The organism is Caballeronia sp. RCC_10 (genome assembly GCF_041360715.1).
In the GTDB taxonomy this organism is placed as follows: Bacteria; Pseudomonadota; Gammaproteobacteria; order Burkholderiales; family Burkholderiaceae; genus Caballeronia; species Caballeronia grimmiae.
The window spans coordinates 129495-153983 of the sequence record NZ_JBFUPT010000013.1; the positions used below are offsets into that span (position 1 = coordinate 129495).

Annotated in this window: 21 protein-coding genes; 18 read left to right on the forward strand and 3 right to left on the reverse strand. The window is 64.5% G+C overall.

The features are described from left to right. Window positions 1-151: 151 nt before the first annotated feature. On the reverse strand, window positions 152-1204 hold the full coding sequence (locus AB6804_RS21790; RefSeq protein WP_370888230.1) for a GGDEF domain-containing protein: 1053 nt from the start codon (window positions 1202-1204) through the stop codon (window positions 152-154). 547 nt (window positions 1205-1751) lie between these two features. On the opposite strand from AB6804_RS21790, the gene AB6804_RS21795 reads away from it, so the two are divergent. The 6 genes from AB6804_RS21795 (at window position 1752) to AB6804_RS21820 (ending at window position 8963) form a co-directional block, all read left to right on the forward strand. Then, the gene (locus AB6804_RS21795; protein ID WP_370888231.1) at window positions 1752-2513 is read left to right on the forward strand and encodes an enoyl-CoA hydratase/isomerase family protein; all 762 of its coding nucleotides are present in this window, start codon (window positions 1752-1754) and stop codon (window positions 2511-2513) included. Window positions 2514-2565: 52 nt separating this feature from the next. After that, complete coding sequence (locus tag AB6804_RS21800; protein WP_370888232.1) at window positions 2566-3627, forward strand: ABC transporter substrate-binding protein; 1062 nt, start codon at window positions 2566-2568, stop codon at window positions 3625-3627. Between the two features lie 10 nt (window positions 3628-3637). Continuing rightward, the gene (locus AB6804_RS21805) at window positions 3638-4699 is read left to right on the forward strand and encodes an ABC transporter ATP-binding protein (RefSeq protein ID WP_370888233.1); all 1062 of its coding nucleotides are present in this window, start codon (window positions 3638-3640) and stop codon (window positions 4697-4699) included. 9 nt (window positions 4700-4708) lie between these two features. Continuing rightward, entirely contained in the window at window positions 4709-6490 is a 1782-nt protein-coding gene (locus AB6804_RS21810) for an ABC transporter permease subunit (protein ID WP_370888234.1), read from the forward strand. Between the two features lie 12 nt (window positions 6491-6502). Continuing rightward, on the forward strand, window positions 6503-8044 hold the full coding sequence (locus AB6804_RS21815; protein ID WP_370888235.1) for an AMP-binding protein: 1542 nt from the start codon (window positions 6503-6505) through the stop codon (window positions 8042-8044). Between the two features lie 70 nt (window positions 8045-8114). Then, on the forward strand, window positions 8115-8963 hold the full coding sequence (locus AB6804_RS21820; protein WP_370888236.1) for an IclR family transcriptional regulator: 849 nt from the start codon (window positions 8115-8117) through the stop codon (window positions 8961-8963). Window positions 8964-8993: 30 nt separating this feature from the next. Here the strand turns inward: AB6804_RS21820 and AB6804_RS21825 are convergent, their stop codons facing one another. Then, window positions 8994-9941, reverse strand: coding sequence for a LysR substrate-binding domain-containing protein (locus tag AB6804_RS21825; RefSeq protein WP_370888237.1), 948 nt, complete (start codon window positions 9939-9941; stop codon window positions 8994-8996). A gap of 150 nt (window positions 9942-10091) precedes the next feature. On the opposite strand from AB6804_RS21825, the gene AB6804_RS21830 reads away from it, so the two are divergent. From AB6804_RS21830 to AB6804_RS21885, 12 genes are all read left to right on the forward strand, one after another. Then, entirely contained in the window at window positions 10092-11417 is a 1326-nt protein-coding gene (locus tag AB6804_RS21830; protein ID WP_370888238.1) for an NAD(P)/FAD-dependent oxidoreductase, read from the forward strand. A gap of 53 nt (window positions 11418-11470) precedes the next feature. Next, the gene (locus AB6804_RS21835) at window positions 11471-12196 is read left to right on the forward strand and encodes an amino acid ABC transporter ATP-binding protein (protein WP_370888239.1); all 726 of its coding nucleotides are present in this window, start codon (window positions 11471-11473) and stop codon (window positions 12194-12196) included. Window positions 12197-12229: 33 nt separating this feature from the next. Then, window positions 12230-13042: a substrate-binding periplasmic protein gene (locus AB6804_RS21840; protein ID WP_370888240.1), complete on the forward strand. Its 813-nt coding sequence runs from the start codon at window positions 12230-12232 to the stop codon at window positions 13040-13042. Window positions 13043-13084: 42 nt separating this feature from the next. Beyond that, window positions 13085-13882, forward strand: coding sequence for an amino acid ABC transporter permease (locus AB6804_RS21845; protein ID WP_035963177.1), 798 nt, complete (start codon window positions 13085-13087; stop codon window positions 13880-13882). A gap of 24 nt (window positions 13883-13906) precedes the next feature. Continuing rightward, window positions 13907-15247, forward strand: coding sequence for an NAD(P)/FAD-dependent oxidoreductase (locus tag AB6804_RS21850; protein WP_370888241.1), 1341 nt, complete (start codon window positions 13907-13909; stop codon window positions 15245-15247). Window positions 15248-15279: 32 nt separating this feature from the next. After that, window positions 15280-15963, forward strand: a complete 684-nt coding sequence (locus tag AB6804_RS21855; protein WP_370888242.1) for an SDR family NAD(P)-dependent oxidoreductase — start codon at window positions 15280-15282, stop codon at window positions 15961-15963. 373 nt (window positions 15964-16336) lie between these two features. Next, a complete protein-coding gene (locus AB6804_RS21860; protein ID WP_370888243.1) occupies window positions 16337-17215 on the forward strand; it encodes a PAAR-like domain-containing protein in 879 nt (292 codons plus the stop codon). A gap of 24 nt (window positions 17216-17239) precedes the next feature. After that, the gene (locus AB6804_RS21865) at window positions 17240-17677 is read left to right on the forward strand and encodes a hypothetical protein (protein WP_370888244.1); all 438 of its coding nucleotides are present in this window, start codon (window positions 17240-17242) and stop codon (window positions 17675-17677) included. Further along, a complete protein-coding gene (locus AB6804_RS21870) occupies window positions 17677-18174 on the forward strand; it encodes a hypothetical protein (RefSeq protein WP_370888245.1) in 498 nt (165 codons plus the stop codon). Before AB6804_RS21865 ends, AB6804_RS21870 begins: the two co-directional genes overlap by 1 nt. A gap of 3 nt (window positions 18175-18177) precedes the next feature. Then, window positions 18178-19284: a DUF2169 domain-containing protein gene (locus AB6804_RS21875; RefSeq protein ID WP_370888246.1), complete on the forward strand. Its 1107-nt coding sequence runs from the start codon at window positions 18178-18180 to the stop codon at window positions 19282-19284. Further along, entirely contained in the window at window positions 19281-20333 is a 1053-nt protein-coding gene (locus AB6804_RS21880; RefSeq protein ID WP_370888247.1) for a hypothetical protein, read from the forward strand. Before AB6804_RS21875 ends, AB6804_RS21880 begins: the two co-directional genes overlap by 4 nt. Beyond that, window positions 20330-21595 (forward strand): TIGR02270 family protein, encoded by a 1266-nt coding sequence (locus AB6804_RS21885; protein WP_370888248.1) that lies wholly within the window; start codon window positions 20330-20332, stop codon window positions 21593-21595. Before AB6804_RS21880 ends, AB6804_RS21885 begins: the two co-directional genes overlap by 4 nt. 331 nt (window positions 21596-21926) lie before the next feature. Here the strand turns inward: AB6804_RS21885 and AB6804_RS21890 are convergent, their stop codons facing one another. After that, a complete protein-coding gene (locus AB6804_RS21890) occupies window positions 21927-23075 on the reverse strand; it encodes a glutathione-independent formaldehyde dehydrogenase (protein WP_370888249.1) in 1149 nt (382 codons plus the stop codon). Window positions 23076-24489 lie beyond the last annotated feature (1414 nt).

Here is a 24489-nt window from a genome sequence, read left to right on the forward strand (position 1 = left end):
CCTTATGAATGTAGTGATGCAGCCTGCTTCAATTCGTGACCTCAAGGATCGCAAACGCCGAGATGCGCCAGCGCAGTGCGTCACAAGCGCGCCGCTTGGGCCGGCCTGAGTAACTCAGGGCGTAGAAGCCGCGCCCGCGCGCCCGCGACGATCAACGCGACTGCAACTTGAACCCTTCGCCGCGAATACCAGCGCGGTCTACCGCAGCAATGCGGTTGCGTCCCTGTTCCTTCGCCTGATAGAGCTGCGCGTCGGTCAAATTGATGAACGCAGTGATATCGATGCCTTCGTTCGGTGCAACGGTGCCCACGCCAAAGCTTGCCGTGACGAGCTGACCATGCGGCGAGCGCAAATGTGCGATGGCTTCGTCCGCGATCAGCATGCGGCAACGTTCCGCGACGCGCACGGCGGCATCGGCGTCGGTTTCGGGAAGCACGAGCACGAACTCCTCGCCGCCAAAGCGGCTCAGGAACGCGTTCGGCCCGGCAGCATCGCCGAGCACGCATGCGATGCGCTTCAGGCACTCGTCGCCTTGCAGGTGACCGTAATAGTCGTTGTAAGACTTGAAGAAATCGATGTCGACCATCACGAGCGAAAGCGGCTTGCCCGATGCTGCCGCGCTTGCCCATTCACGCGCCATCACGGTGTCGAACATGCGACGGTTGCCGACGCCCGTCAGGCTGTCGGACAACGACAGGCGTTCCAGTTCGCGCTGCATTTCGGCAAGCCGTTCCTCGGTGCGCTTGCGCTCGCTGATGTCGAACATGAAACCGACCAGCGCGTCGATCTCGCCATTGTCCTTGCGCACGACGTGGACGACGTCGCGAATCCACACATAGCCGCCGTCGGCGGTCAGTGCGCGATAGTCCGCTTCGTGATCGGTGCCCGCTCGCGATTGCGCGACGCAAAAATTCACCACGGCCTCGCGGTCGTCCGGATGCATGCGTGCGGCCCAGTCCTCGACCGTTTTCCAGGTGGACGGCGCATAGCCGAGCAGTGCTTCGATCTGCGGGCCGATGTAAGCAAACTGCATCGTCGCCCAGTCGATCTTCCACGGGATCGCCCGGGTGGATTCGAGCAACGTGCGATACACGGCGTGATCGTCCTCACCGAGCGTGTGCCCGGGTGGTGCAAGGCTGTCCTCGTGGCGCAGGAAGGCGGCCCGGAGCGGACTGCCGGCCGAAGTCTTGTCTTCGTGACTCATCGTGATCGTCCAAATAACGCGTGAGTGCGTTATCGGCCGATTCGGCGGCGTCTTGAATGCAGGGCACGAAATCGATCGAAGCAAGCTGTAACTGCGTCGCCTTGTCGACGGAGCAGATCGATTCCTGCCACACGCCGCTTTCAATTGCAGCGGGTCAATTGGCACGCTCATGGTTCTGCGCACTGACCACGTTCGCCCAGAAACCGACGTATGCCAATAGCGCCTGCATAAACGCGAGAGGCGACTAGGCAGCAACCCACGGCGACCATCGACCGATAAACATTGCAACCGCCAGACGTCGCCATTTCGCACTGTCCGGCCCTCGGTCTACGCAGAACCAGCAAGCTTCGAACACCCGTACCGGCCGGCGCATCGGCGGCGGCTCGTCGCTTGAGAATTCCACACGTCACGCCTGCGATAAACCCGACAACTCATTGCGCGCCGCACCATTCCCGACCCCTCACAAGCAATCTCGTAAACCCGGTTGCATCGGATTTTTGATGAGCCTATATTGCTATTCACCATCAACTATTGCGATGCGATAACCATGGATAAAGACGTTCTGTTCTCGAGTCACGGCCGCGTGGCGGTCATCACGCTGAATCGCCCGGAGCGCCTCAATGCGTGGACGACGCCGATGCGCAACAAGATCATCGACGCGCTCGATCGCTACAACGACGACGATGAAGTCGCCGCAATCATCATGACGGGCGCGGGCAATCGCGCGTTCTCTGCAGGACAGGACCTGTCCGAAGCGCACGATTTCGACGGCGAGCGCGCGGTGGAGTGGGTGAAGGAGTGGCAGCGCTATTACGCCGCGCTGCGTGGCCTGCAGAAACCGCTGGTCATGGCGCTCAACGGCACGGCCGCAGGCTCGGCTTTTCAGGTCGCGCTGCTCGGCGATATCCGCGTCGGTCATCCGGGCGTGCGCATGGGGCAGCCGGAAATCAATGCAGGCATTGCCAGCACGACCGGTCCCTGGATCATGAACTCGATGCTCGGCATGTCGCGCACGATCGAACTCACGCTCACCGGACGCCTGATGGACGCGGAGGAATGCCATCGCATCGGTCTGATGCATCACCTCGTGCCGGAGGAACAGGTGTTCGAGAAGGCGCTCGAAATCGCCACCGAACTCGCCGACAAGCCGCCGGTCGCGATGCGGCTCGACAAGCAGCGTTTCCGCGAAATGACGGAGCCCGGTTTCGTCGACTGCATCGAAGCGGGCATGCGCATCCAGCGCGAAGCGTACGACTCGGGCGAGCCGGCACGCATGATGGAAGCGTTCTTCAAAAAGCGCGCCAAGTAAATCGGGTAGAAGCCGAGCCGGTCCTCTTAATCGCAGTGCGGGAGACGTGAACATGACGCAAGACTTCAACCCGACGCGCCGCCGCATCCTGCACGGTGCGGGCGCGCTCGCCGTAGCCAGCGCAATGCCGCTCGTCGCGCGTGCGCAAAGCAAGCAGATCGTGGTGTCGGACCCGGGCGGCCCGTACACGACGGCTTATCGCGAGGCGTTCTACGATCCGTTCGAGAAAGCCACCGGCATCAAGGTGGTAAGCGTCGCACGCGAGTCGCAGCCGGTGGCCCAGTTCGCCGCGATGGTGCAAACCAAAAACTACGTCTGGGACGTCACCACGCTCACGCTGTCCGCCGACATCCCGTATCTCGAGTCGAAAGGTTTGCTCGAACCGATCGGCCTGAAGGCGAGCGAGTTTCCGGACGTCATGCCGGAAGCGATCACGCCGAACTGGCTCGGCGTCGACGTGTATTCGACGGTGCTGGCCTATCGTGCGGACAAGTTCAAGGACAACGGCCCGAAATCCTGGGCGGACTTCTGGGATGTGAAGAAGTATCCCGGCCGCCGCAGCTTGCGCCGCAGTCCGCTCGACACGCTGGAGCAGGCGCTGCTCGCCGATGGCGTGCCGCTCGACAAGCTTTATCCACTCGACGTGGACCGCGCCTTCAAGAGCCTCGACAAGATCAAGCCGCACATCAGCATCTGGTGGACCTCCGGCGCGCAGGCGATGCAGGCGATCCAGAGCGGCGACGTCGACTTGATATCGACCTGGAACGGCCGCGCTCAGGCTGCGAAGGATGCGGGCGCACCCGTGACGATCGTGTGGAACCAGGGCCTGTATTCCATCGAAGGATGGGGCATTCCGAAGGGCACGCCGCGCGCTGAGGCCGCCAAGCAGTTCGTGCGCTTCTGCGCCGATGCGAAACGTCAGGCGTTGCTCACGCGCACGCTCGCCTACGGCCCGACCAACAAGCGCGCTTTCGACACCATCAGCAAGGAACGCGCGCCGCTTTTGCCGACCGCACCGGACAACATCAAGGAGATGAAGCTGCCGAGTCCGCAATGGTGGGAAGCGAATCGTCAGACGGTGACCGAACGATTCAATTCGTGGATCATTTCCTGAGGAGCGGCTCATGAGCTCGAAACTCGAGGCGATCGCCATCGCCAAGCGCTACGGCGACACGACGGCACTGGAACCGACGGACCTCACCGTGCAGGCGGGCGAGTTTCTGACGCTGCTCGGTCCCTCCGGTTCGGGCAAGACCACGCTGCTGCAGATGATCTCCGGCCTCGTCGCACCGAGCGGGGGACGCATCAAAATCGACGGCCGCGACGTGACGCACATGGAGCCGGGCAAGCGCGGCATCGGCATGGTGTTTCAGAGCTATGCGCTGTTTCCGCACATGAGCGTGTGGGACAACGTCGCGTATGGCTTGCGCATGCGCCGCAAGTCACGCGAGGAAGTGCGCACGGCCGTCGACGAATCGCTCGGGATGGTGCGCATGACCGAATTCGCCAGGCGCTTCCCGAAGGAGCTGTCCGGCGGACAGCAGCAACGGATCGCGCTGGCGCGCTGCTTCGCGTATCGCCCGTCGGTGATTCTGCTCGACGAGCCGCTCGGCGCACTCGACAAAAAACTGCGCGAGCACATGCAGGCCGAGATTCGCCGCCTGCACAAGGAACTCGGCGCGACCTTCGTCTACGTGACGCACGATCAGGACGAAGCGCTCACGCTCTCCGACCGCATCTGCCTGATGAACCAGGCGCGCGTCGAACAGGTCGGGACGCCTGCCGATCTTTACGACCGTCCCGCCTCGCGTTTCGCGGCGGGTTTCATCGGGCACTCGAATCTGCTGGAAGGCGCGCTCGACGAGGCGCGCGGCGCGAGCGGCGAGCCAATCCTGCTCGCGGCGGGCGGCCGCATTCCGTTGCCGCTCGGCGCGTCGATCAAGCCCGCCGCGCGCCATACGCTGCTGGTGCGTCCCGAGGCGCCGCGTCTGGTCGAACCGCAAAGCGGTTTCGTCGATGGCACGATCTCCGAGGTCGTGTTCTTCGGCAGCGACACGCGCGTGCAACTCGCGATGAGCGACGGCAGCGCGCTCACCGTGCGTTGCGAACGCAGCGTGAGCCCGCGTATCGGCGATCGGGTGGGTCTTGTGTGGGATCCGTATCGCACGACGCTGCTGCACGCCTGAGGACGCGCCATGACCATTGCACTGCATGCGCACCGCGAGAGCGACGCGTCGCGGCGCGGCCGCTCGGTGTGGATTGCGCGCACGCTGCGCATCCTGCCGATCGTGCCGACGCTCGTCTTCCTGCTGGTGTTTTTCATCGTGCCGGTGGGCGAGATTCTGCAAGGCGGGCTCGTGAGCGCGGAAGGGCACATCGGTCTGGCGCAGTTCGAGCGCATCGCGCGCACGCCGGTCTATGCGAAGGTGCTGGGCATCACCTTCGGCATCTCGTTCATGACGGCCGCGCTGTCGATCCTGCTCGGCTATCCGGTCGCCTACATGTTGAGCCGTTTGTCGGAGCGGGTACGCGAACGCTGGCTGCTGTGGATCATGCTGCCGTTCTGGACCAGCTATCTCGTCAAGACCTATGCGTGGATGCTGCTGCTGTCGAAGACCGGCGTGCTCTCGACAATCGCGCTATCGCTTGGCCTCGTGCACGAGACCAACGGCACCATTCCATCGCTGACGGGCGTGCTCATCGGCATGGTGCATTCGATGCTGCCGCTCGCCGTGATGACCATGCTTCCGGTGATGCGCGGCATCGACGAGCGCTTCGCGCAGGCCGCCGAAACGCTCGGTGCAGATCGCAGCACGAGCTTCTTCACGGTGTTTCTGCCGCTGTCGTCGCCGGGCGTGGCGGCGGCGGGCTTGCTGGTGTTCATCTCGAGCCTCGGCTTCTTCATCGTGCCGGCGCTGCTCGGATCGCCAAAAGAAACCATGGTCGCGCAGCTCGTGATTTCGTCGGTGCTCGAACTGTTCGACATGAGATTCGCCGGCGCGCTCTCGACCGTGCTGCTGGTCTGTTCCATCGTGATCTTCTTCGTCTATGACCGCATGGTGGGGCTTACGTCGCTGACGGGCGAAGTCACCGAGCGTTCACGCGGCTCGCGCGCCGCCGGGTTCAGGCTTGCCGTGCTCATCGGGGCAGGGCGCCTCTTCGCGCCGTTCGTGATGCGTCGCAAGGTGCACGTCGATACGACCGCCCGCGCCGCGAGTCCGCTCGGGCTTTACACGTGCGTCATCATGGCGATGCTGGTGGTGCCGGTGCTGTCGGTCATTCCATATGCATTCACGAAGACCGATTACATCGCCTTTCCGCCGAAGCTCTTCAGCGCCCGATGGTTCGGCGCCTTTCTGGAATCGCCCGTGTGGCACAGCGCGGTCGTGCGTTCGTTCGAAGTGGGTCTCGGCACCGCGCTGTTGTCGCTTCTGCTCGGCTTCGGCGCGACGCTCGCGATGACGCGCATGTCGCGCCGCGTCAGCAAGCCGGTGTTCGCGCTGCTGGTTGCGCCGTTGATCGTGCCGCGCATCGTCGTGGCGGTCGGGCTTCTCTATCTGTTCGGACGGTTCGGGCTGACGGGCACCAATCTCGGCCTCGTGATCGGTCATACGGTGCTCGCGATTCCCTATGTGGTCGTCACGCTCGCGGCGGGTTTCCAGCGTTTCGACTGGCGCCTCGACGATGCCGCCCGCGTGATGGGCGCTTCGCCCTTGCGGCGCATCACGTCGATCGTGCTGCCGCTCCTGATGGCGAGCGTCACCGCTGCATTCCTGTTCGCGTTCCTCGTCTCGTTCGACGATCTCACCATCGCCATCTTCGTGAGCGGCGGCATCAATTCGACGCTGCCCAAGCAGATGTGGGACGACATCCAGCTCGCGGTCACGCCGACGCTCGCGGCGGTGTCGACCACGCTCATCGTCCTGATTGCGCTGGTGGTCGCCGTTTCCTCCTGGATCAAGCGCCGCGCGCGCTGACTTGCTTCAGACATGCATCGATACTCCGAATACTTCGCCCATCGCCATGCCGACGACGAACTCGATTGCGCGCCGCTGCTGGCCGCAGGCTTGCGCGCCGCGCCCGGGCGCACCGTCGTTCATTTCGACGAACACGCGATCACCTGCGAGGAAGCGTCGCGGCAAATCGCGCAATTGCAGCGCTGGTTCGCCAATGCCGGTCTCGTTGCGGGCGACCGCGTCGCGGTCATGCTCGGCAACAGCGTCGAGCATATCCACCTGATCTACGCGCTCGTGCTGAGCGGCCTGGTCTGGGTGCCGGTCAACACGAAACTGCGCGCCGCGGGCCTCGAATATTTGCTGCAACATGCGGAGCCGAAGCTGCTCGTCATCGACGATGAATTCGATGACGTGACTGGCGGTGTCGATTGCGGCGAGGCGCGCCGCACGCGGCTGCCTGCGTTCGATGCGAGCGATACGAACGATGCCTTCGCGACGCCCGCCATCGCCGTGGACGATCCGCTGTGCATCATCTATACGTCGGGCACGACGGGCGCGCCGAAAGGCGTGGTATTCACGCATCGCATGATGCGCATTGCAAGCGAGGCCGCGTTGCGCGTCGCCGATGTGCGCGCGGGGGACCGGCTGTTTCTGTGGGAGCCGCTGTGTCATATCGGCGGCGCGCAAATGCTGCTGCTGCCGTTCCTCGAACCGGTCACGCTGCATGCGGTGCCGCGCTTTTCGGCTTCGCGTTTCTGGCCGCAAGTCGAGCGCGCGGGCGCGACGCAACTGCATTATCTTGGCGGCGTGCTCGACATCCTGATGCAGTTGCCCGAATCAGCGCAGCCCGAGGCGCATACCTTGCGCGTCGCATGGGGCGCGGGTGTCAGCGCCGCAGCGTGGGAAGCGGTGCAGGCGCGCCTGAAAGTGCGTCTGCGCGAGTGCTACGGCATGACCGAATGCTCCAGCTTCGCGACCATGAACGTGTCGGGCAAGCCAGGTTCGATCGGCCGCGCGCTGCCGTGGATCGAAGTCGAATTGCTCGATGAGAACGGCCTCCCGGCGAAAGCGGGCGAAGCTGGTGAGATCGTGCTTTCGAGCAAGGTGGAAGGCACGTTTCTGCCCGCCTATCTGAAGAACGCCGATGCGACCCGGGCCGCCTTGCGCAACGGCAAGCTTCACACCGGCGACCGCGCGCGTCGCGACGCCGATGGCGACCTCTTCTTCATCGGCCGGCAGACGGACAGCATGCGCGTGCGCGGCGAGAATGTATCGGCGTGGGAAATCGAGCGCGTTTTCGCGGCACATCCGGCGGTGCGCGCGAGCGCGGCGATCGGCGTGGCGTCGAGCATCGGCGAGCAGGACATTCTGCTCAACGTGCAATTCAACGATGCGCCGGTCGAATGGGAAAGCCTGCATGCGTGGGCGCGCGAGCGGCTCGCGAGTTTTCAGTTGCCGCGCTACTACCGCGCGGTGCCGGGCTTCGAACTGACGGCGAGCGAGCGCATTCGCAAGCATCTGTTGCCGCGCAACGTCGAGGACGCATGGGACCGGCTCGCGGCCTTGCGCTCGTGACTATCGCATTTAAATGGCCGATTGGCGCTATGTGATAATTGTTCATCCGCACCGGAACGACATGACAGCAATGAGCGACGAGTTCAAGAACGCAGCCACGCGCAGGCGCCGAGTGCCCGCAAGACAAGCGGGCGGTGATTCGGCGGACCCGAGCGCATCTTCACTGTACGTGCAGTCCGTGGAAAAGGCGATGAAGGTGTTGACCGCCTTCGACGGCACCAAGCGGCAACTGTCGCTGTCGGAGATCGCGTCGCTGACGGGCTTCGACATGAGCGCGACGCAGCGCTTCACCTATACGCTCAGCGCGCTCGGCTATCTCTTGAAGGATGCGGACAGCCGCAAGTACGAACTGTCGCCGCGCCTTCTGGACTTCACGTACCACTATCTCACGTCCAACGACCTCGTCAGCCGGGCGACACCGTATCTTCAGCAACTCGGCTCGGAGACAGAAGAGGCGACCAATCTCACGGTACTGGACGACACGGACATCGTCTTCGTGCTCCGTATCGTGAGCCGCAACGTTTTCAATGCGCATGTCATCACCGGCTCGCGTTTGCCGGCGTATTGCACCGCGCCCGGTCTTGCCATTCTCGCGACGTTCGACGATGGCGACATCGACGACATTCTCTCGCGCTCGAATCTCGTGCCTTACACGGCATCGACGGTTTATCAGCCGCGCAAGATCAAGGAGCGCATCGCGCAGATACGCAAGCAGGGTTACGCGCATACGGAGGACGAATACTTCGTCAGCGACATCTCGACGGCTGCTGCGATCACCAATGCGCGCGGGCGCGGCATCGGCGCGGTGAACATCGCGGTGGCGCGCTCGCGATGGAAGGCGGATCGCGATGAACGTCGCGTCGCCGATCTGGTCATCTCGACGGCATCGGCCATTTCGACGCGCAGACGCGTGGAATAGGCAAGGCGAATCAGACTTGCGACCGTCGCGCTAGCCGGCTCCCTCGTTTGTTTGCCGTTCGCGGCAAGGAGCGGTCTGTTGCTGCTCGTCGACCTTGAATTCCGCCATATCCTCATGCACGAGTTCGAGAAAAGCCTCGACCACGGGATTGGCCTGCGGCGTCTGCGGGTAAAGCGTGAAGCCGCGAAACCATATCTCCGGCGCGAACGGCCGGAACACGATGCGGGCCGGATCGGCATCGACGGTAGCCAGCGGATTGACGATGCCCACGCCCGTGCCGCGCGTGACGAGCGCGCAGATGGTCGCTCCATACGGCGTCTCGATGGCGGGCACCTGATCCGCTCCCGCCTGACGCAGCGCGCGATCGAGCGCGGTGCGGGTATCGTCGGCATAGGAAGGCAGGATTAGCCGCTCACCGCGCAAGTCGGCCGCCCCAATTCGCTCGCGCGCCGCAAGCGCATGCCACGCCGGCAACGCGCATAGCCCCGCGAGCGTATAAAGCTCGACGCTCGTCACGCCGAACGCATCGGGCGTGGTGGTCGCGAAACCCACGTCGCAATGTCCGGACGACACCCAGCGCTGGATCGTGCTCTCGCTGCGCATTTCGAGCGACACGGCGACGCGCGGGTGTGCATCCACGAAGCGCCCGATCACGGCAGGCAGAAACGACAGCGCAAGGACCGGCGCGGCCACGATGCGCAAGCGTCCGCTGCCAAGCTGAAGAATCTCCCGTGCCGAATGCTGCAACTTCTCCAGCCCGACGAAGCTGCGATCCACCTCGCGATAAAACGCGCTGCCCGCATCGGTGGCATGAATGCGCCCGCCATTGCGCACGAACAGCGTCAATCCCGTGGCGGCTTCGAGTTCGGCAATGAGCCGGCTGATGCTCGGCTGCGACGTGCCGAGTTCTTCGGCGGCGGCCGTCATCGAACCGCGCAGCATGACGAGCCGGAACGCCTCGACCTGCCTGAGATTCATCGTCTCCTCCCGGGCTTGTGGCCGCGCAACATCGGCCGGAGTCGACAGATTGCCATATCAGAAATGAATGGAAGCCGTTTTTGGCGCTATTTGACCGGATGATTTGCCAGGGCGACACTGGACTCGAATCAAGCGAACAGGGTTGAGTTGATGCGTGCCGATGCCTTGCTGTTCCATGAGACGTTCCGCTGTACTCCGTACTGGTGGGATGCCGCTCCGCCCGAAGCCGCGCCCGAACCGGTGCCGGCAAACGTGGACGTGGTCATCGTCGGCAGCGGATATTGCGGACTGTCGGCGGCGGCAGAAGCGGCGAAGCACGGCGCGCGCGTCGCGGTGCTCGATGCCGCCGAAATCGGCGCGGGCGGCAGCACGCGCAGCGGCGGCATGGTGTCGAGCGGTCAGAAGCTCGCGCTGACCAACGCGATTCGCGGCGTCTCGGCCGAACGTCTCACACGGCTGATGCAGGAGTCGATGGCGAGCTTCGACTATCTCAAGCGCACCGTCGCCGAGGAATCGCTCGATGCCGACCTGCGCATCACCGGCCGCTTCTTCGGCGCTTACACGCCCGCGCATTTCGACGTGCTGCGTCGTCAGGGCCAGTTGTTGCGCGACAAGACCGGCGTCACGGTGCATGTGATCGAGCGCGATGCGCAGCGGGGCATCATCGGCTCCGACTACTACTACGGCGGCATTCTCGTCGATGAATACGGCGGGCTGCACACCGCGAAATATCATCGTGCGCTGCGTGATCTCGCGCGCCGCCGCGGCGCGACGCTGCATTCGCACGCGGCGGTGCAGCGCATCGAGCGGAGCGGCGATAGGGGCCTTCGCGTTCACACTGCGCGCGGCGTGGTGGATGCGCGGCAGGTGCTGGTCGCCACCAACGGCTATACCGGTCCGCTGATGCCGTTCTTTTCGCGCCGCGTGTTGCCGGTCGCGAGTTACCAGATCGCCACCGAGCCGCTGCCCGAAGGCCTGATGGACGTGCTGAATCCGGGCCGCCGCATGATCAGCGATTCGAAGCGCAATCTCTTCTACACGCGTCCGTCGCCGGACGGCACGCGCATGATCTTCGGGTCGCGGCCCGCCATCCGCGAGATCGACGAACGAGAGGCCGCGCGGCGGCTGTATGCAAAGCTCGTGCAGTTGTGGCCCGCCCTGCGTGACGTGCGCGTGACGCATGCCTGGAAAGGCTTCGTCGCGATGACCGGCGACAAGCTCGCGCACATCGGTCAGCACGATGGCGTGCACTACGCGCTCGGCTGCAATGGCAACGGCGTCGCGCTGATGAGCTATCTGGGGCATCGCATCGGCAGGCACATGGCCGGCGTCGAGCAGGATGTCGGTGCGTTCGGGGAAGGGGCGTTTCCTCTCTCGCGCGCGGGAATGGCCGGCACGCTGGCCGTGCCCGTCGGCAGCGCGCTGTACCGTATCGGCGATATGTGGCACGGGCGGGTGCGCGGGGCGCTCTCCTAGGCAGCAAGTCAAGCACGTTCGTAGGGACGACTAAGTACCTGCAAGGAGCGGCAATGATTCAGATGAACAACGTTTCGAAGTGGTATGCCGGGCATCGCGTGCTGCACGACTGCACGGCGAGCATCGCGCGCGGAGAGGTCGTCGTGATTTGCGGGCCGTCCGGGTCCGGCAAGTCCACGCTGATCAAGTCCGTCAACGGCCTCGAAGCGGTGCAGAGTGGGCAGATCGTGGTGGATGGCGTCGACGTGACGGCCAGACGGGTCAACCTCGCGCGGCTGCGTGCGCGCGTCGGCATGGTGTTCCAGCATTTCGAGCTGTTCCCGCATCTCTCGGTGCAGCGCAATCTGATGCTCGCGCAGATGAACGTGCTCGGCCGCGCCCGCGACGAAGCCGCCGGACGCGCCCACTCGCTGCTGCGCCGTGTGGGGCTCGGCGGCCATGAGGACAAGTATCCGGCGCAATTGTCGGGCGGTCAGCAGCAGCGCGTGGCGATCGCCCGCGCGTTGTCGATGGACCCGGTCGCCATGCTGTTCGACGAGCCGACTTCCGCGCTCGACCCCGAGATGGTCAACGAAGTGCTCGACGTGATGACCACGCTCGCGCAGGACGGCATGACGATGTTGTGCGTCACCCACGAAATGGGCTTCGCGAAGCGCGTGGCCGACCGCGTGTTGTTCATGGACCGAGGCGTCATCGTGGAAGACGATACGCGCGAAGCCTTCTTCGAGCGTCCGCGCTCCGAACGCGCGAGAGACTTTCTCTCGCGCATCCTGCATTGAACCCACCGCTGTCCAATTCAAGGGAGCCTCATCATGCGATTACTTCGTCTTGCCCGCCATCTCGCGGTGGCCGCATCGTTTCTGGTCGGCGCCGCGACCACCGCCCATGCCGCCGATGATGTCGGCACGCTGACGCCGGGCAAGATCGTCGCCGGTGTCGATGCCAACAACAAGCCGTACTCGTATATCGACAACGGCAAGATGACGGGCTTCGATGTCGAACTGGTGCGCGCCATTGCCGCGAAGCTCGGACTCGCGGCCGACTTTCGCGCGCAGGACTTCGCGGGGCTGCTGCCGAGCGTGGCGAACCAGCAGATCGATCTTGCCGCCGGCTCCATTTCGATCACCAGGGAACGGCTCAAGATGGTCGATTTCTCGGAAGGCTATCTGACGGGTCTGCTGAGCGTCGGCACGCTGCCGGGCAGCAGTATCGGCGCGGATGTGGCCTCCGTGAAGGACAAGCGCATCGGGGTGGTGCAGGGGACGATCGAGGACACGTATTCGCAGAGCTATCTGCCGGGCGCGCAGATCGTTCGTTTTCCGAACATCAACGCTGGCTTTCTGGCGTTGCGCAACAAGTACATCGACGGCTACTTCATCGACAAGACGCTGCTGGAAGGTTTGCAAGGCAAGTATCCGGACCTGAAACTCGCCGACAAGCTCGACATCTCCGCGTCGAATCTGCCGGCCGGCTTTCCTATCCGCAAGGGCAATGCGAAGCTCGAAGCGGCGGTGAACAAGGCCATCGGCGAACTGGTCGCGGACGGCACGTGGCTGAAGCTCTACCAGCAGTTCAATCCCGGCTATCCGAAGCCTGATCCGATGCCGCCGTATGCGATGAAGTAACCGCGGCCCGTCACGCTTCGTCAAGACCAAGGAGAGAGCCTCATGAATGCATTCCTGCAGAACTTCCTGGATTGGCCGCTGCTCGTCGATTCCCTGCCGTCGCTGATCGGCACGGGTCTCGTCAACACGCTGATCCTGTCGGTGATCTCGACGGCGCTCGGGATCGTCGCAGGAATGGCGCTGGCGCTTTGCGCCGTGTCGCACACGCGCTGGCTCACGTGGCCGGTGCGTGTCTTCGTGGACGTGTTCCGCGGCTTGCCCGCCGCGCTCGTTATCCTCGTGGTCGGACAAGGACTGGCGCCGGTCGGACTTTCACTGTTCGGGCCGAATCCGTATCCGCTCGCCATCGTCGCGCTGGCGCTGGTGTCGTCGGCGTATATCGCGGAGATCTTCCGCTCGGGCATCCAGAGCGTCGGACGCGGGCAGATGTCGGCGTGTCAGGCGCTCGGCATGACGTACTGGAGCGGCATGCGTCACGTGATCGTGCCGCAGGGCGTGCGGCGCATCCTGCCCGCGCTCGCCAATCAGTTCATCTCCATCGTCAAGGATTCGAGCCTCGTGTACTTCCTCGGGCTGCTGACTTCGCAGCGCGATCTCTTCACCATCGGACAGAACGCGGCGGTCAATACGGCCAACCTGTCGCCGCTGGTGGCGGCAGGCGCGGTGTACTTGCTCATCACCGTGCCGCTCACGCACGCCATCAATCACCTGGACCGCTGGACCAACCGCTTCCTCCATCCTGCCGCGCGCCGGCAGAAAGCTTCCCGCGCCGCGCGCAACGTGCGAAACGAGGAAGCGCTTCAATCGCAGACGGCGGCCGTGGCCGAGCGCCGTCCGTAACGCTCATTTCGACGAGAGAAAAACATGGGTCCTAAAGTCGACACCGTCGCCGACGATATCGCGCTGCCCGAACGCGCCGATGTGGTCGTGATCGGAGGCGGCATCATCGGCGTGTCAACGGCGCTTGCGCTGCACGAGAAAGGGCTGTCCGTGGCGCTATGCGAGAAGGGGCACATCGCGGGCGAGCAGTCGAGCCGCAACTGGGGCTGGGTGCGCGTGACCCGACGCGATCCCCGCGAGTTCCTGCTGAGCATCGAGAGCCTCAAGATCTGGCGCACGCTCGACAAAAAACTCGGCATCGACACCGGCTTCAATCAGTGCGGCATTCTGTACGTATCGAACGATGACGGCGTTCTCGAGCGTCACCGTGACTGGCTCAGGCGCGCACGCGAGATCGCCGGCGACGGTGCATTCGACACGCGCGAAGTCGCCACGCGTGAGATCGCCGAGCTGCTGCCGGGCGCGACGCAGACCTTCAAGGGCGGCATCTTCACGCCGGGCGATGCCCGCGCGGAACCGCAGAAGGCCGCGCCGGCCATCGCCAACGCGTTGCGGCGCAAGGGCGTGAGCATCCTCACGCCGTGCGCGGTGCGCGGCATGGAGACCAGCGGCGGACGCGTCAGCGCGGTGGTCACCGAACACGGGACCATCCGCTGCGATGCGGTGGTCGTGGCAGGCGGCGCATGGACGCGCTACTTCTGCGGCAATCTCGGCGTGGACTTGCCGCAACTGCTCACGCGTGCGTCCGTGCTGCGCACCGAACCACTGGAAGGCGGACCCACGTGCAGCGCGAACAACGAGGAATTCGCGTTTCGCAAGCGCGCGGACGGCGGCTACACGGTCGCTTACGGCCTGCGCACACACGCGGACCTGACGCCCGATTCCTTCCGCCTGTTCTTCAAATACATCGAGGCGCTGAAGAGCCAGTTGGGCGCGCTGCAGATTCAGGTCGGCAAGCGCTTCTTCGATGAACTCAGGCGGCCGCGCCGCTGGCCGCTCAACGAATCCACGGTGTTCGAACACGTTCGCACGCTCGACCCGGACCCGGTGGTGCCATATGTCGACAAAGGTCTCAAGGCCTTCACCGAAGCGTTTCCGCACCTGTCCGGAGCGCGGATCGCGCAGCGGTGGGCGGGCTATATCGATGTGACGCCGGATGCGATTCCCATCATCTCCGGCGTGGCGCGCCTGCCGGGCATGTTCATCGGAACAGGGTTTTCGGGACACGGCTTCGGCATCGGGCCGGGCGCAGGCCGGCTGATGGCGGATCTCGTCAACGGCGACGCACCGCTCGTCGACCCGCACGCTTTCCGTCTCGAGCGCTTTAGCGACGGCACGAAGATCACGATCGACGCGGGCTTCTGATGCACGAGGACAGACCGCACATGGAGTGGCACATGGACAAGGTGGCGATGGTGTCGGGTGCAAGCCGCGGCATCGGGCGCGAGATTGCGCTGGAACTCGCGCGGCGCGGATATCGGCTGTCGCTCGGGGTGCGCGACACGGGTGCCTATGATGGCGTCCCGGACGCGTTGCTGCATCCGTACGAAGCACGCGACCCGGACGCCGCCCGCGCCTGGGTGGATGCGACGCTCGCGCGCTTCGGCCGCATCGACGTGCTGGTGAGCAACGCGGGCATCTGCCGGATGATCGACTTCGACACCGGCACCGATGCGCTGCTGACCGAGACGTACGACATCAACGTCAACGCGCCTTTCCGGCTCGTGCAGGCGGCGCTGCCGCATTTGCGCCGCGCGGGCGCGGGACGCTTCGTGCAGTTGGCGTCGCTTTCCGGCAAACGGGTGAAGAACCTGAACGTCGGCTATCAGATGTCGAAGCACGCGATGGTGGCGCTCACGCATGCGGTGCGCCGCGCCGGTTGGGACGATGGCGTGCGCGCAACCGCGGTGTGTCCCGGCTTCGTCAATACGGACATGGCCGCCGGCATCGCCGATATCGATCCGATGGATATGACTCAGCCGCGAGACCTGGCGGTTCTCGTCGTTAATACGATCGAGTTGCCGAATACGACGAGCGTGGCGGAGCTGCTCGTCAACTGCCGTTACGAAGAAACGCTATAGCGCGTCGGTGCGGGCTTGTACTTTCATGTACCTGATCGTGCTGACACGGACTTACCGCAGGGGCGGTCGAAAAGGGCCATCATAAGTTCGCGATGCTTTCCCTCGAACGACCCGGCTTACAACGCCTGTGCGTCGCCTCTGAATCGGACCAGCGCGCGGATCGCCATGGCGCGACAGGGCGACGCGATACCACGTAAAGCCACAGGCTCCCGGAACGCGAGATCGTTCGCGACGAACATCACGCACTTCGCAAGCTGATTGCGTCGTCCCCTGCGCGAGCCTCGAAACCCATCTCACCATTGAAATAGCCGTCGCGTGATTCGTCTTCGTGACATGCACGTCCTTCCACGTGCAGCGCGTAGAGGAAAGCGTCATGAGTTGCACGGTGTTCGCGGAGGGCATGGGTTTCTTTCATCGGGGCAGCGGCGGCAAGGGTGTCGCGCCCGGTGATGTCTGCCTGTCGCCCCCGCCGCCGCCCGGTGTTCCCGCGCCCGTGCCCTACGTCAACATGCTTCAGGCGAGCGATCTCACCAAAGGCAGCAAATCGGTGTTGATCGACGGCGAACCCACCGCGCTCGAAGATGCCTCCGAAATCTCGACCAGCACCGGCAACGAAGCCGGCACGCAGGGCGGCGGCGTCGTGACGCACAAGACGAAGGGCATGGGTTCGTTCAAGTCGTGGTGCCGGTCGGTGCTGGTCGAAGGCAAAGGCGTGCCCTGCCACGGCGACATGATGATTCAGAACACCGCGTGCGATCCGCCGAATTGCGTCGATGCCGCGGCGATCACGCGCTTTCGCAAGGCGCTCGGCAAGAATGCGGACAAGCCCTGCCCGCCGTACGACCGCGACAAGCACTCGCCTCCCATCACCGCCGCGCAGGAAAAGAAAGTAAAAAACAAGAAGTGCTGGGAATGCCGCCGCGAGTTCCGCGCGGGCGAAACCCCGCTGACCGTGAATCCCAAGAACCCGGCCGAGTGGGGCAAATGGCTGCGCAGCAGTTCGGAATACAAGACGCGGCGCGGCGGTGCGTACAAGGACAAGGACCAGTCGGACATGACGCCGGATCATCAGCCGCCGCTATGCGTGGCCTGGGCCATGGGCGGGTGTCATCTGCGCCCGCAGCCGAGTCCCAAGGGCTTCATGAAGAAGATGTCGCAAGCGAAGATGGTCAAGCCGCATTGCCGGCGGCATTCGAACTCGCAGGGTTCGCAGGCGCGGGCTTATGCGGGGCGGATCATCAGCCGCAGATGACTTTCACCGCACCGCGGAGACGCAATGAACGACGCCTACAAGCAGCTTCAGCAGGAATACATCGCCGCGATGCGCGCGGTGACGCCGGATATCGTCGCCTGGTGGGACGCGCGCTGTCCGTACCGCTGGACGGAGCCGGTGCCCGCCGCCGCGACGGCGCCGTTTCACCGCCGCTGGCCGGCCGGACCGGCAGGGCATCCGCGCATCATCGGCATCTTTCGGCAGTATTTCTTCGCCATCGACGATCTGAACGACCAGCACGCCGCGGCGAACGCGTCCGGTTCGGACGGCGAGGACCACGATGTCTGGGGCGAGGACGTTCCGCCGCCCGACATCGAGTATGTGCGGCCAGCCGATCTGCTCATTGACGATCTTGCGAATGCGGCCCCCGATGTGTACGAGATCATGCAGGGGTTCGTGTTCGTGCCGATAGGATCCGACCCGGAAGGAGGGATGTGCTAATGCCGCTCGAAACGCTACACAACGTCGACGATGCCATCCAGACCCTGCTGGGCGCGCCCGGCGACATCGAAGGCGGCACGCCGCTGCCGGAAGGGCGCGGCATGGGCGCGCTCGGCCAGGCGCATCCGAAACTGCGCAAGATGTTCGAAGCCTATCGGGAGGGATATCAGTTCCTGTACCCGACGGCGGACCAGTGGTGGCGCGACTGCGTCGCCGCGCGCGAGCGCCCGGGCCGTACCCACGAAGAAGCCGTCCGTGAGGCGTTCGAAGTGCGCGCCGCAGGACCGGCCTCGGCGCCTGAATTCGTCTGGTTCGTGCGGTTTTTCTGGTTTGCCTGCGACGACATCATCAAGTCTCTGCCGCTCAGGCAGCGCGTGGCGCCGGAAATCGTGCTGCTGAAATGGCTTGCCGACGCCGGAGAACGAGACGCCGTGACGCTGCTCACGTCCATGCCGTATTGGCCGATCGGCCTCGACGAGCAGGGCGAATGGTGCTGAATCATGTTCGACGTCACGCTCGAGAACCGAACGCCGTTCGAGGCGGCGACCCACGTCCAGTTCGACGGCGACGGCCAGGAGGTGCTCGTCGCGGTCCTTTCGGCGAGCTTCGCCGCGCTCGACGACGCGCCGGGCAGCGATGGTTCCGGTCGCGCGCTCGGCCTCGCGCCCGAACAGACGCCCGTTGCGTTCGAGGACGTGCCGGCGGGCGAACCGGGCCGCTCCAGTCCGCGCATCGAGGCCGATATCGTGCCGCACAAGCCGCGCGTGGATGTGGTCGTGCGCGGATGCGCTCACGCGCCGGGCGGCCGTCCCGCCGATGAAGTGACGGTCGCCCTGTGTGTCGCCGATATCCGCAAGACCTTGCGCGTGATCGGCGACCGCGCGCTTCTCGCACGCGGCGAGGGCGCGCCGATGCCGTTCTTGCGCATGCCGATCGTCTACGAACGCGCGTTCGGCGGCACGCTTGCGGACGGCGACGTGTATCTGGAAAACCCGGTCGGCGTGGGCTACCGCAACGCGAGGTCGAGCGACGCGTCCGTCATGAGCCGCTTGCCGAACATCGAATATTTCGATCGACCGACGCGCGGCAGCGGCGATCACTTCACGCCGGCCGGTTTCGGCAGCGTGGCGCGTCACTGGATGCCGCGCGCACGGTTCGCCGGCACCTACGACCAGCATTGGGTCGACGAAGTCTGGCCACTGCCGCCCGCCGACTTCGATCCGCTCTTCAATCAGATTGCGCCGCCCGATCAGCAGACGTCGGCGCTCGCTGGCGGCGAGATCGTCGAGTTGCGCAACCTCACGGCGTCGGGGCTGTGGCGTTTTCGGTTGCCGCGCCTCGACGTTCCCGCGCGCCTCGTCTTCGAGGATCGAGTGGACGATCGCGCGCTTCGCCCCGATACCGTCCTGATCGACGCGGACGCGCAGACGGTCACGCTGAAGGCGCGGCTCGCCGTGACGGCGGTGCGCAATGCGCCGCGGCTGCGCGCGCTGGTGTTCGGGCATATGACGGCGGGATGGCTTGCGGCGCGGCAGCGCGACAAGCGGTATCTCGATGTGCAGGGTGGCGATGGCACGCTGGCCGGACGGCCGGCGTTTCACCCATGAGCTCGGGCGTTCACGTGATCGGCGGCGGTGCGGTGACGCCCGTCGGACTGAATGGGCCGCAAACCTGCGCCGGCATTCGCGCGCGTGCAGTGCGCATCGAGGAAGTGTTTCGCACCGCGCCATTCGGCAAGCCGCAGGCGGTCGCGCGCGTGCCTGCGCACTGGACCTTGCGGCGCACGCCCGTTGGCTGGCTCGTGAATCTGGCGGCGCGAGCGGTCGCAGAAATATCGGCGCGGCATGGACTCGATGCGAGACGCACGGCGCTCGTCGCGATTCCGCCGGAGCCGTTTCGCCAGGCCGGATTCGACGACCCCGCCGCCTTCGCGAGCTTCGGCTGGGCGATTGCCGCCCGCACCCGGCTGCCGTTTCGGGACATCAGGGACGTGGCGCAGGGCGGGGCGGCGTCGACCATCGCGGGTTTGCGGCAGGCGGCGGCCCTGCTCGCCAGTGACGGCATCGATCATGTGATCGTCGGCGGCGCGGATTCCTATGTCATCGACGAGGAATATGTCCGGCTCGACGCGGCGGGCCGTTTGCGCACCGAAGGCACCGCGCAGGGCCTCACGCCGGGAGAGGGCGCGGCCTTCGTCCTTCTCGCGCGCGAGCGGCCCGGCGACACCGCCATGTCTCTCGAAATCCTCGGTACGGGCGATGCGCTGGAGCCGCAGTCGGCCACGTCGAGCGAATATTCGCAGGGGCGCGCGCTCGTCGCCGCGTTGCGCGCGGCCGCGTCGGCGGCAGGGCTCGCGGAAGCGGCCATCGACTGGGTGGTCTCGAACGGCAACGGCGAGCGCTATGCGTCGTGGGAAGCGCTGCTCGCTCGGGCGCGCTATTACCGGACGCGGCGCGAGAGGTTGATCGTGCATTACCCGGCACTGTCCGTCGGCGAGATAGGCGCGGCGAGCGGCCCCCTCGCGTTGCTAATGAGCGCGCACGGTTTCGCGCGCGGTTACCGGCCGGGCAGCGTGGCGATGATCGAACTCGCGTCGGAAGGCGAGGGGCGCGCAGCATGCGTCGTTCGCGCGGCGCGTCGGCGGGACGGATCATGAGCGAAGTCATCGACGATCTCGTGAGCCGCTATGCCGAAGACGCCGCTTTCTTGTGGCTGTTGCGGCGCCGCGCGGCGGACGCGCCCGATTACGCGCTCGCCGATCTCGCCGAGGCCGATGAGCGGCTCGCCGCGCACCTCGAAGCGTTGCAGGTGTCGGGCGCAGCCGCGTGGCGTCACTGCATGCTGGAGCTTGCGAGCGGAACGCACGGAGCGGCGTTCGTCGCGGCCGTCCTCGCGCTCGAAGGCTGCGACGCGCTGCGGCTCGAGGCGGTACTGGCCGCCGTCGAAGCCGCGCCGGGTGAGATCGCCAGCGTCGTGTCGGCACTCGGCTGGGTCGATCCATGCTGTCTTCGCTCGGTGGTCGCGGACATGCTCAGCTCGCGCTCGGCGCTGCGGCAGGAAATCGCGTTGGCCGCTTGCGCGATGCACGGACGCGACCCGGGCCTCGCCTCGGGCTGGCTAAAGGCGGCGTCGCCGGCGGTGCGCGCGCGGGCGTTGCGCGTCGCGGGACAGCTCGGAAAAACCGGCTGCCTCGACGATGTACGCGCCGCGCTCACGCATCCGGGCTCCGCATCCGCCGATTCCGAATGCCAGTTCTGGGCCGCGTGGTCGGCTGTCCTGCTCGGCGCGCGAGGCGCGGAAGCTGACGCGCTGTTCGACGCGGCGCTCGTGCTGGACTCGCGCAGGGCGCGTGGACTGACACTCGCGTTGCAGGCGATGGATCCGAAGCACGGCGCCGATGCGCTGAAGCGCGTACCGGCCGATACCCGGCATGAGCGCACGCTCGTCGAGGCGAGCGGGATCGTTGGGTTGCCGGACAACGTGCCGTGGATGATCGCCCACATGCGCGATAGGCGGTTCGCGCGTATCGCTGGCGAGGCGTTCGCCCTCGTGACCGGCGTGGATCTCGTCGAGTCGAAGCTGGCAGGCGCCCATCCGGCGGACTTCGCGCCGGGTCCGAACGACGATCCCCGCGATGACGATGTCGCCATGGATCGCGACGACGGCCTTCCTTGGCCGGATGTGGAGCGCATCGACCGGTGGTGGCAGGACAATGGCGGACGCTTTCGACGGGGAACGCGCTACTTCATGGGCGGGCTCGTCGCGCAGGAGCATTGTCTTGCCGTTCTCGGCGAAGGCAGGCAGCGTCAGCGTGCGCTCGCGGCGAACTATCTCTGTCTGCTCGCGCCGGGCACGCCGCTATTCGATACGCGGGCGTGTGCGCGCGTTCAGCAGAAGGCACTCGCGGCGCGGCAGTGAGGGTGCGTGAGGAGAGGACACACCCGATGATATGTGCCGATGGCAGTCGTTGACGACCGGCCGAACGAATACCGCTTCGAGCCTCGGGCAGACGTGGGATTTCAGCAAAAGCGGTGAGTGGTCATGACACCCGCTACGCGCACTGGCGCGTGCAGCGGGATCGCTGTAATCAGTTCGCGACGACTGCGATCTTCCAACGGTTGCCGATGCGTCGGCAAACAGCACCGTGGGTTGCATCGCCTAAATGCAGCTGGCCGGTGCGGGTTCTAACGGGGGATCTCGATGGCCCTTTGATCGAGCCCCCGTTTCGTTAGGATAGCTTCATAAGTCGTTAGGCTCCGGGGTGCAAGACCACCTTGGTCCAGCCGTGGTCGCGCACGTCGAAGTGTTGATAGGCTTCAGGCGCCTGGCCGAGCTTCAACTCATGCGAGACGACGAACGATGGTTTCGCGCGGCCCGCAGCGATCAGGTCGCGCAACTGCCGGTTGTAGGCCTTGACGTTGCACTGGCCGGTAGCGATGTGCTGGCCCTTGAACCAGCACTTACCCCAATCGAATGCTATCTTGCCTTTCTTTGCCAGTTCGTCCTGTGCGTTCGGGTCCTCGGGCACGAACACGCCAACCACTCCGATTCCGCCGGTGAACTTCACCGATGACACCAGATTGTTCATTGTTAGATTGGGGTTTTCATGGCGTTGTGGAGCCGGATCGTGGCATTGATAGCCGACGCATTCGCAACCGACGTCCGCGCCAAGCCCGTGGGTCAGGTCCATGACCCGTTGCACCGGGTCTTCCTTCGAATAGTCGATCGCAGTTGCGCCGATCGACTCGGCAAGTTTGAGCCGGTCGGGATGGCAGTCGACCACCATGACGCTGCGGGCGCCCTTGATCATGGCCGAGTGCGCGGCCATCAGACCCACCGGACCCGAGCCGTAGATGACCACTGCGTCGCCGGGCCGCATGCCGGCTAGTTCGGTGGCGTGCCAGCCGGTCGGGAAGATGTCGGCGCACATCACGTAGTCGGTCTGCTTCTGCTCCGCGTCCGGCGGCAACTTCAAGGACATGAAGTCCGCCCAAGGCACCCGAAGATACTCAGCCTGTCCGCCCGGCCATGGGCCCATGTCCGCAAAGCCGAAGGCACCGCCCGCAATGCCCGGCTGGTTGGCGCTCAGGCAAAACGCAGTGAGGCCGCGATCACAATTCTTGCAATGGCCGCAGCTTACATTGAACGGCAGGCACACCCAGTCTCCGGGCTTGATCCGCTCGACCGCCGGTCCCACCTCTTGAACCACACCCAGATTTTCGTGACCGAAGATGCGCCCTTGCTCGAAGTCCGTTCGACCCTCGTACATGTGTAGGTCGGATCCGCAAATGTTGGTCGTGGTAATTCTGACGATGGCGTCGGTCGGGCGCTCGATCTTGGGATCCGGTACATCTTCTACGGCGACCTGGCAAGGACCGCGATATACAACCGCTTTCATATTGTGCTCCTCAGAAGGCGACTGCAAAAAGCCTGAGCCGTACAGACCGCTCGGCGGCTGACGGCGTCGACAAACCCGCAGGCGTACCTGCGGGACGGCTGGTCTCCCGATCTATCAGCGCTTCGTTTCTGACGCTAACGTCCTGTCTTGTTCTTTCCTCTTGCTTCCGGTCCGGTACACCAAAATGAGCGGCCGATAACCAATGGCTAAGATCAGCGCACCTATAGTGATCCTAATTTCATGATGCAGCATTGTTGATTTGTCGACGATGCTTGCACGAGGGCTTTGCAGCCATCCGCGTGCCCGCTGCAGAGTTCATCAAGCACGCGGCGTGATGCGCATCGTCGAAAGCTGCGCCGCCGATATCGACTCGCGTCGCTCGTCCAAGCCTGACCGGCGAACGAGTTATCGCAAGCATCGTCCACCGGCAAGAGATGTCCGTAACGGATGCAAATTATGCAAAGCCGACTAAGGCACACGGGTGCTTATATACGAATGCTTGAACAACCTATAACCTTCGACGGGCGAGGTAATGACACCGTGTCCAGCGACGACGGTGATCCATGATCGCAGCGCAACGACTTCTCGCTATTCCTGTCAGAACGAGCGCCAACCGGCACGCTCGGCCCGCTTCCGGCGGGCACTTCGCTGAGCATGGCTCGTCGGCGCGTCCAAATTTCGAGCATAAGTTATGGTCCTTCTGCAGGGCTTTGCTTCGATCGCTCTGATGTGACAAGACGCTGACAAAGATGCAGCTGCTTTCACAGTTGTATCGGTTAGATGTCGGCGTTTGTCTGGTCACCCTGGCGTCTGTCGGTTTGTAATGCGATTCGCCAGTGGCGCTGAGTTCAAAGACGACACGCCGCATCGTCGGCAGGGGCAATTCGTCGCCGCCAGTGCCGTATTGATAGCTGTCGACGTCGCAAGGAACTCGTTACTTGCATGTGACATTTGGGTCACATGCCGCGCCGCCGTGACGGGCGATCGTCGCAATGTCTCGCGTATGCACGGACTAGCGCAGATAGGCACCGGTTTCATTCGTTTGGAACAGGCCCTGGTGCCGTGAAAGCAGTAACGGCATCCGAATACAACTTCGTTATCCTGATTTGATGTCCGCCCTCCGCTTTCTCACAGACTGACCTCGCCGAGGCCTGCGGTTAGGCATTGAATGCGCCGACATGTTCAGCGCGCAAACGAACGTGTGCCCGGTAAATGCGAGGGCCGCCTATCACATGACGCAGTCGCATAGTTCACAGCAAGCCGCGCAAGCTCGAACGGTCGTGCATCCAAAGCCCGTCCGAAAGGGCGCTAAAACGCAGGGGGCCGCCTGCTTATGACAATGATCATTGCGACCCGTCTGTTGCGCGTTGAATTGGCTATGTGCTGGACCGTCGTACCCGTCGACCGACGGGCG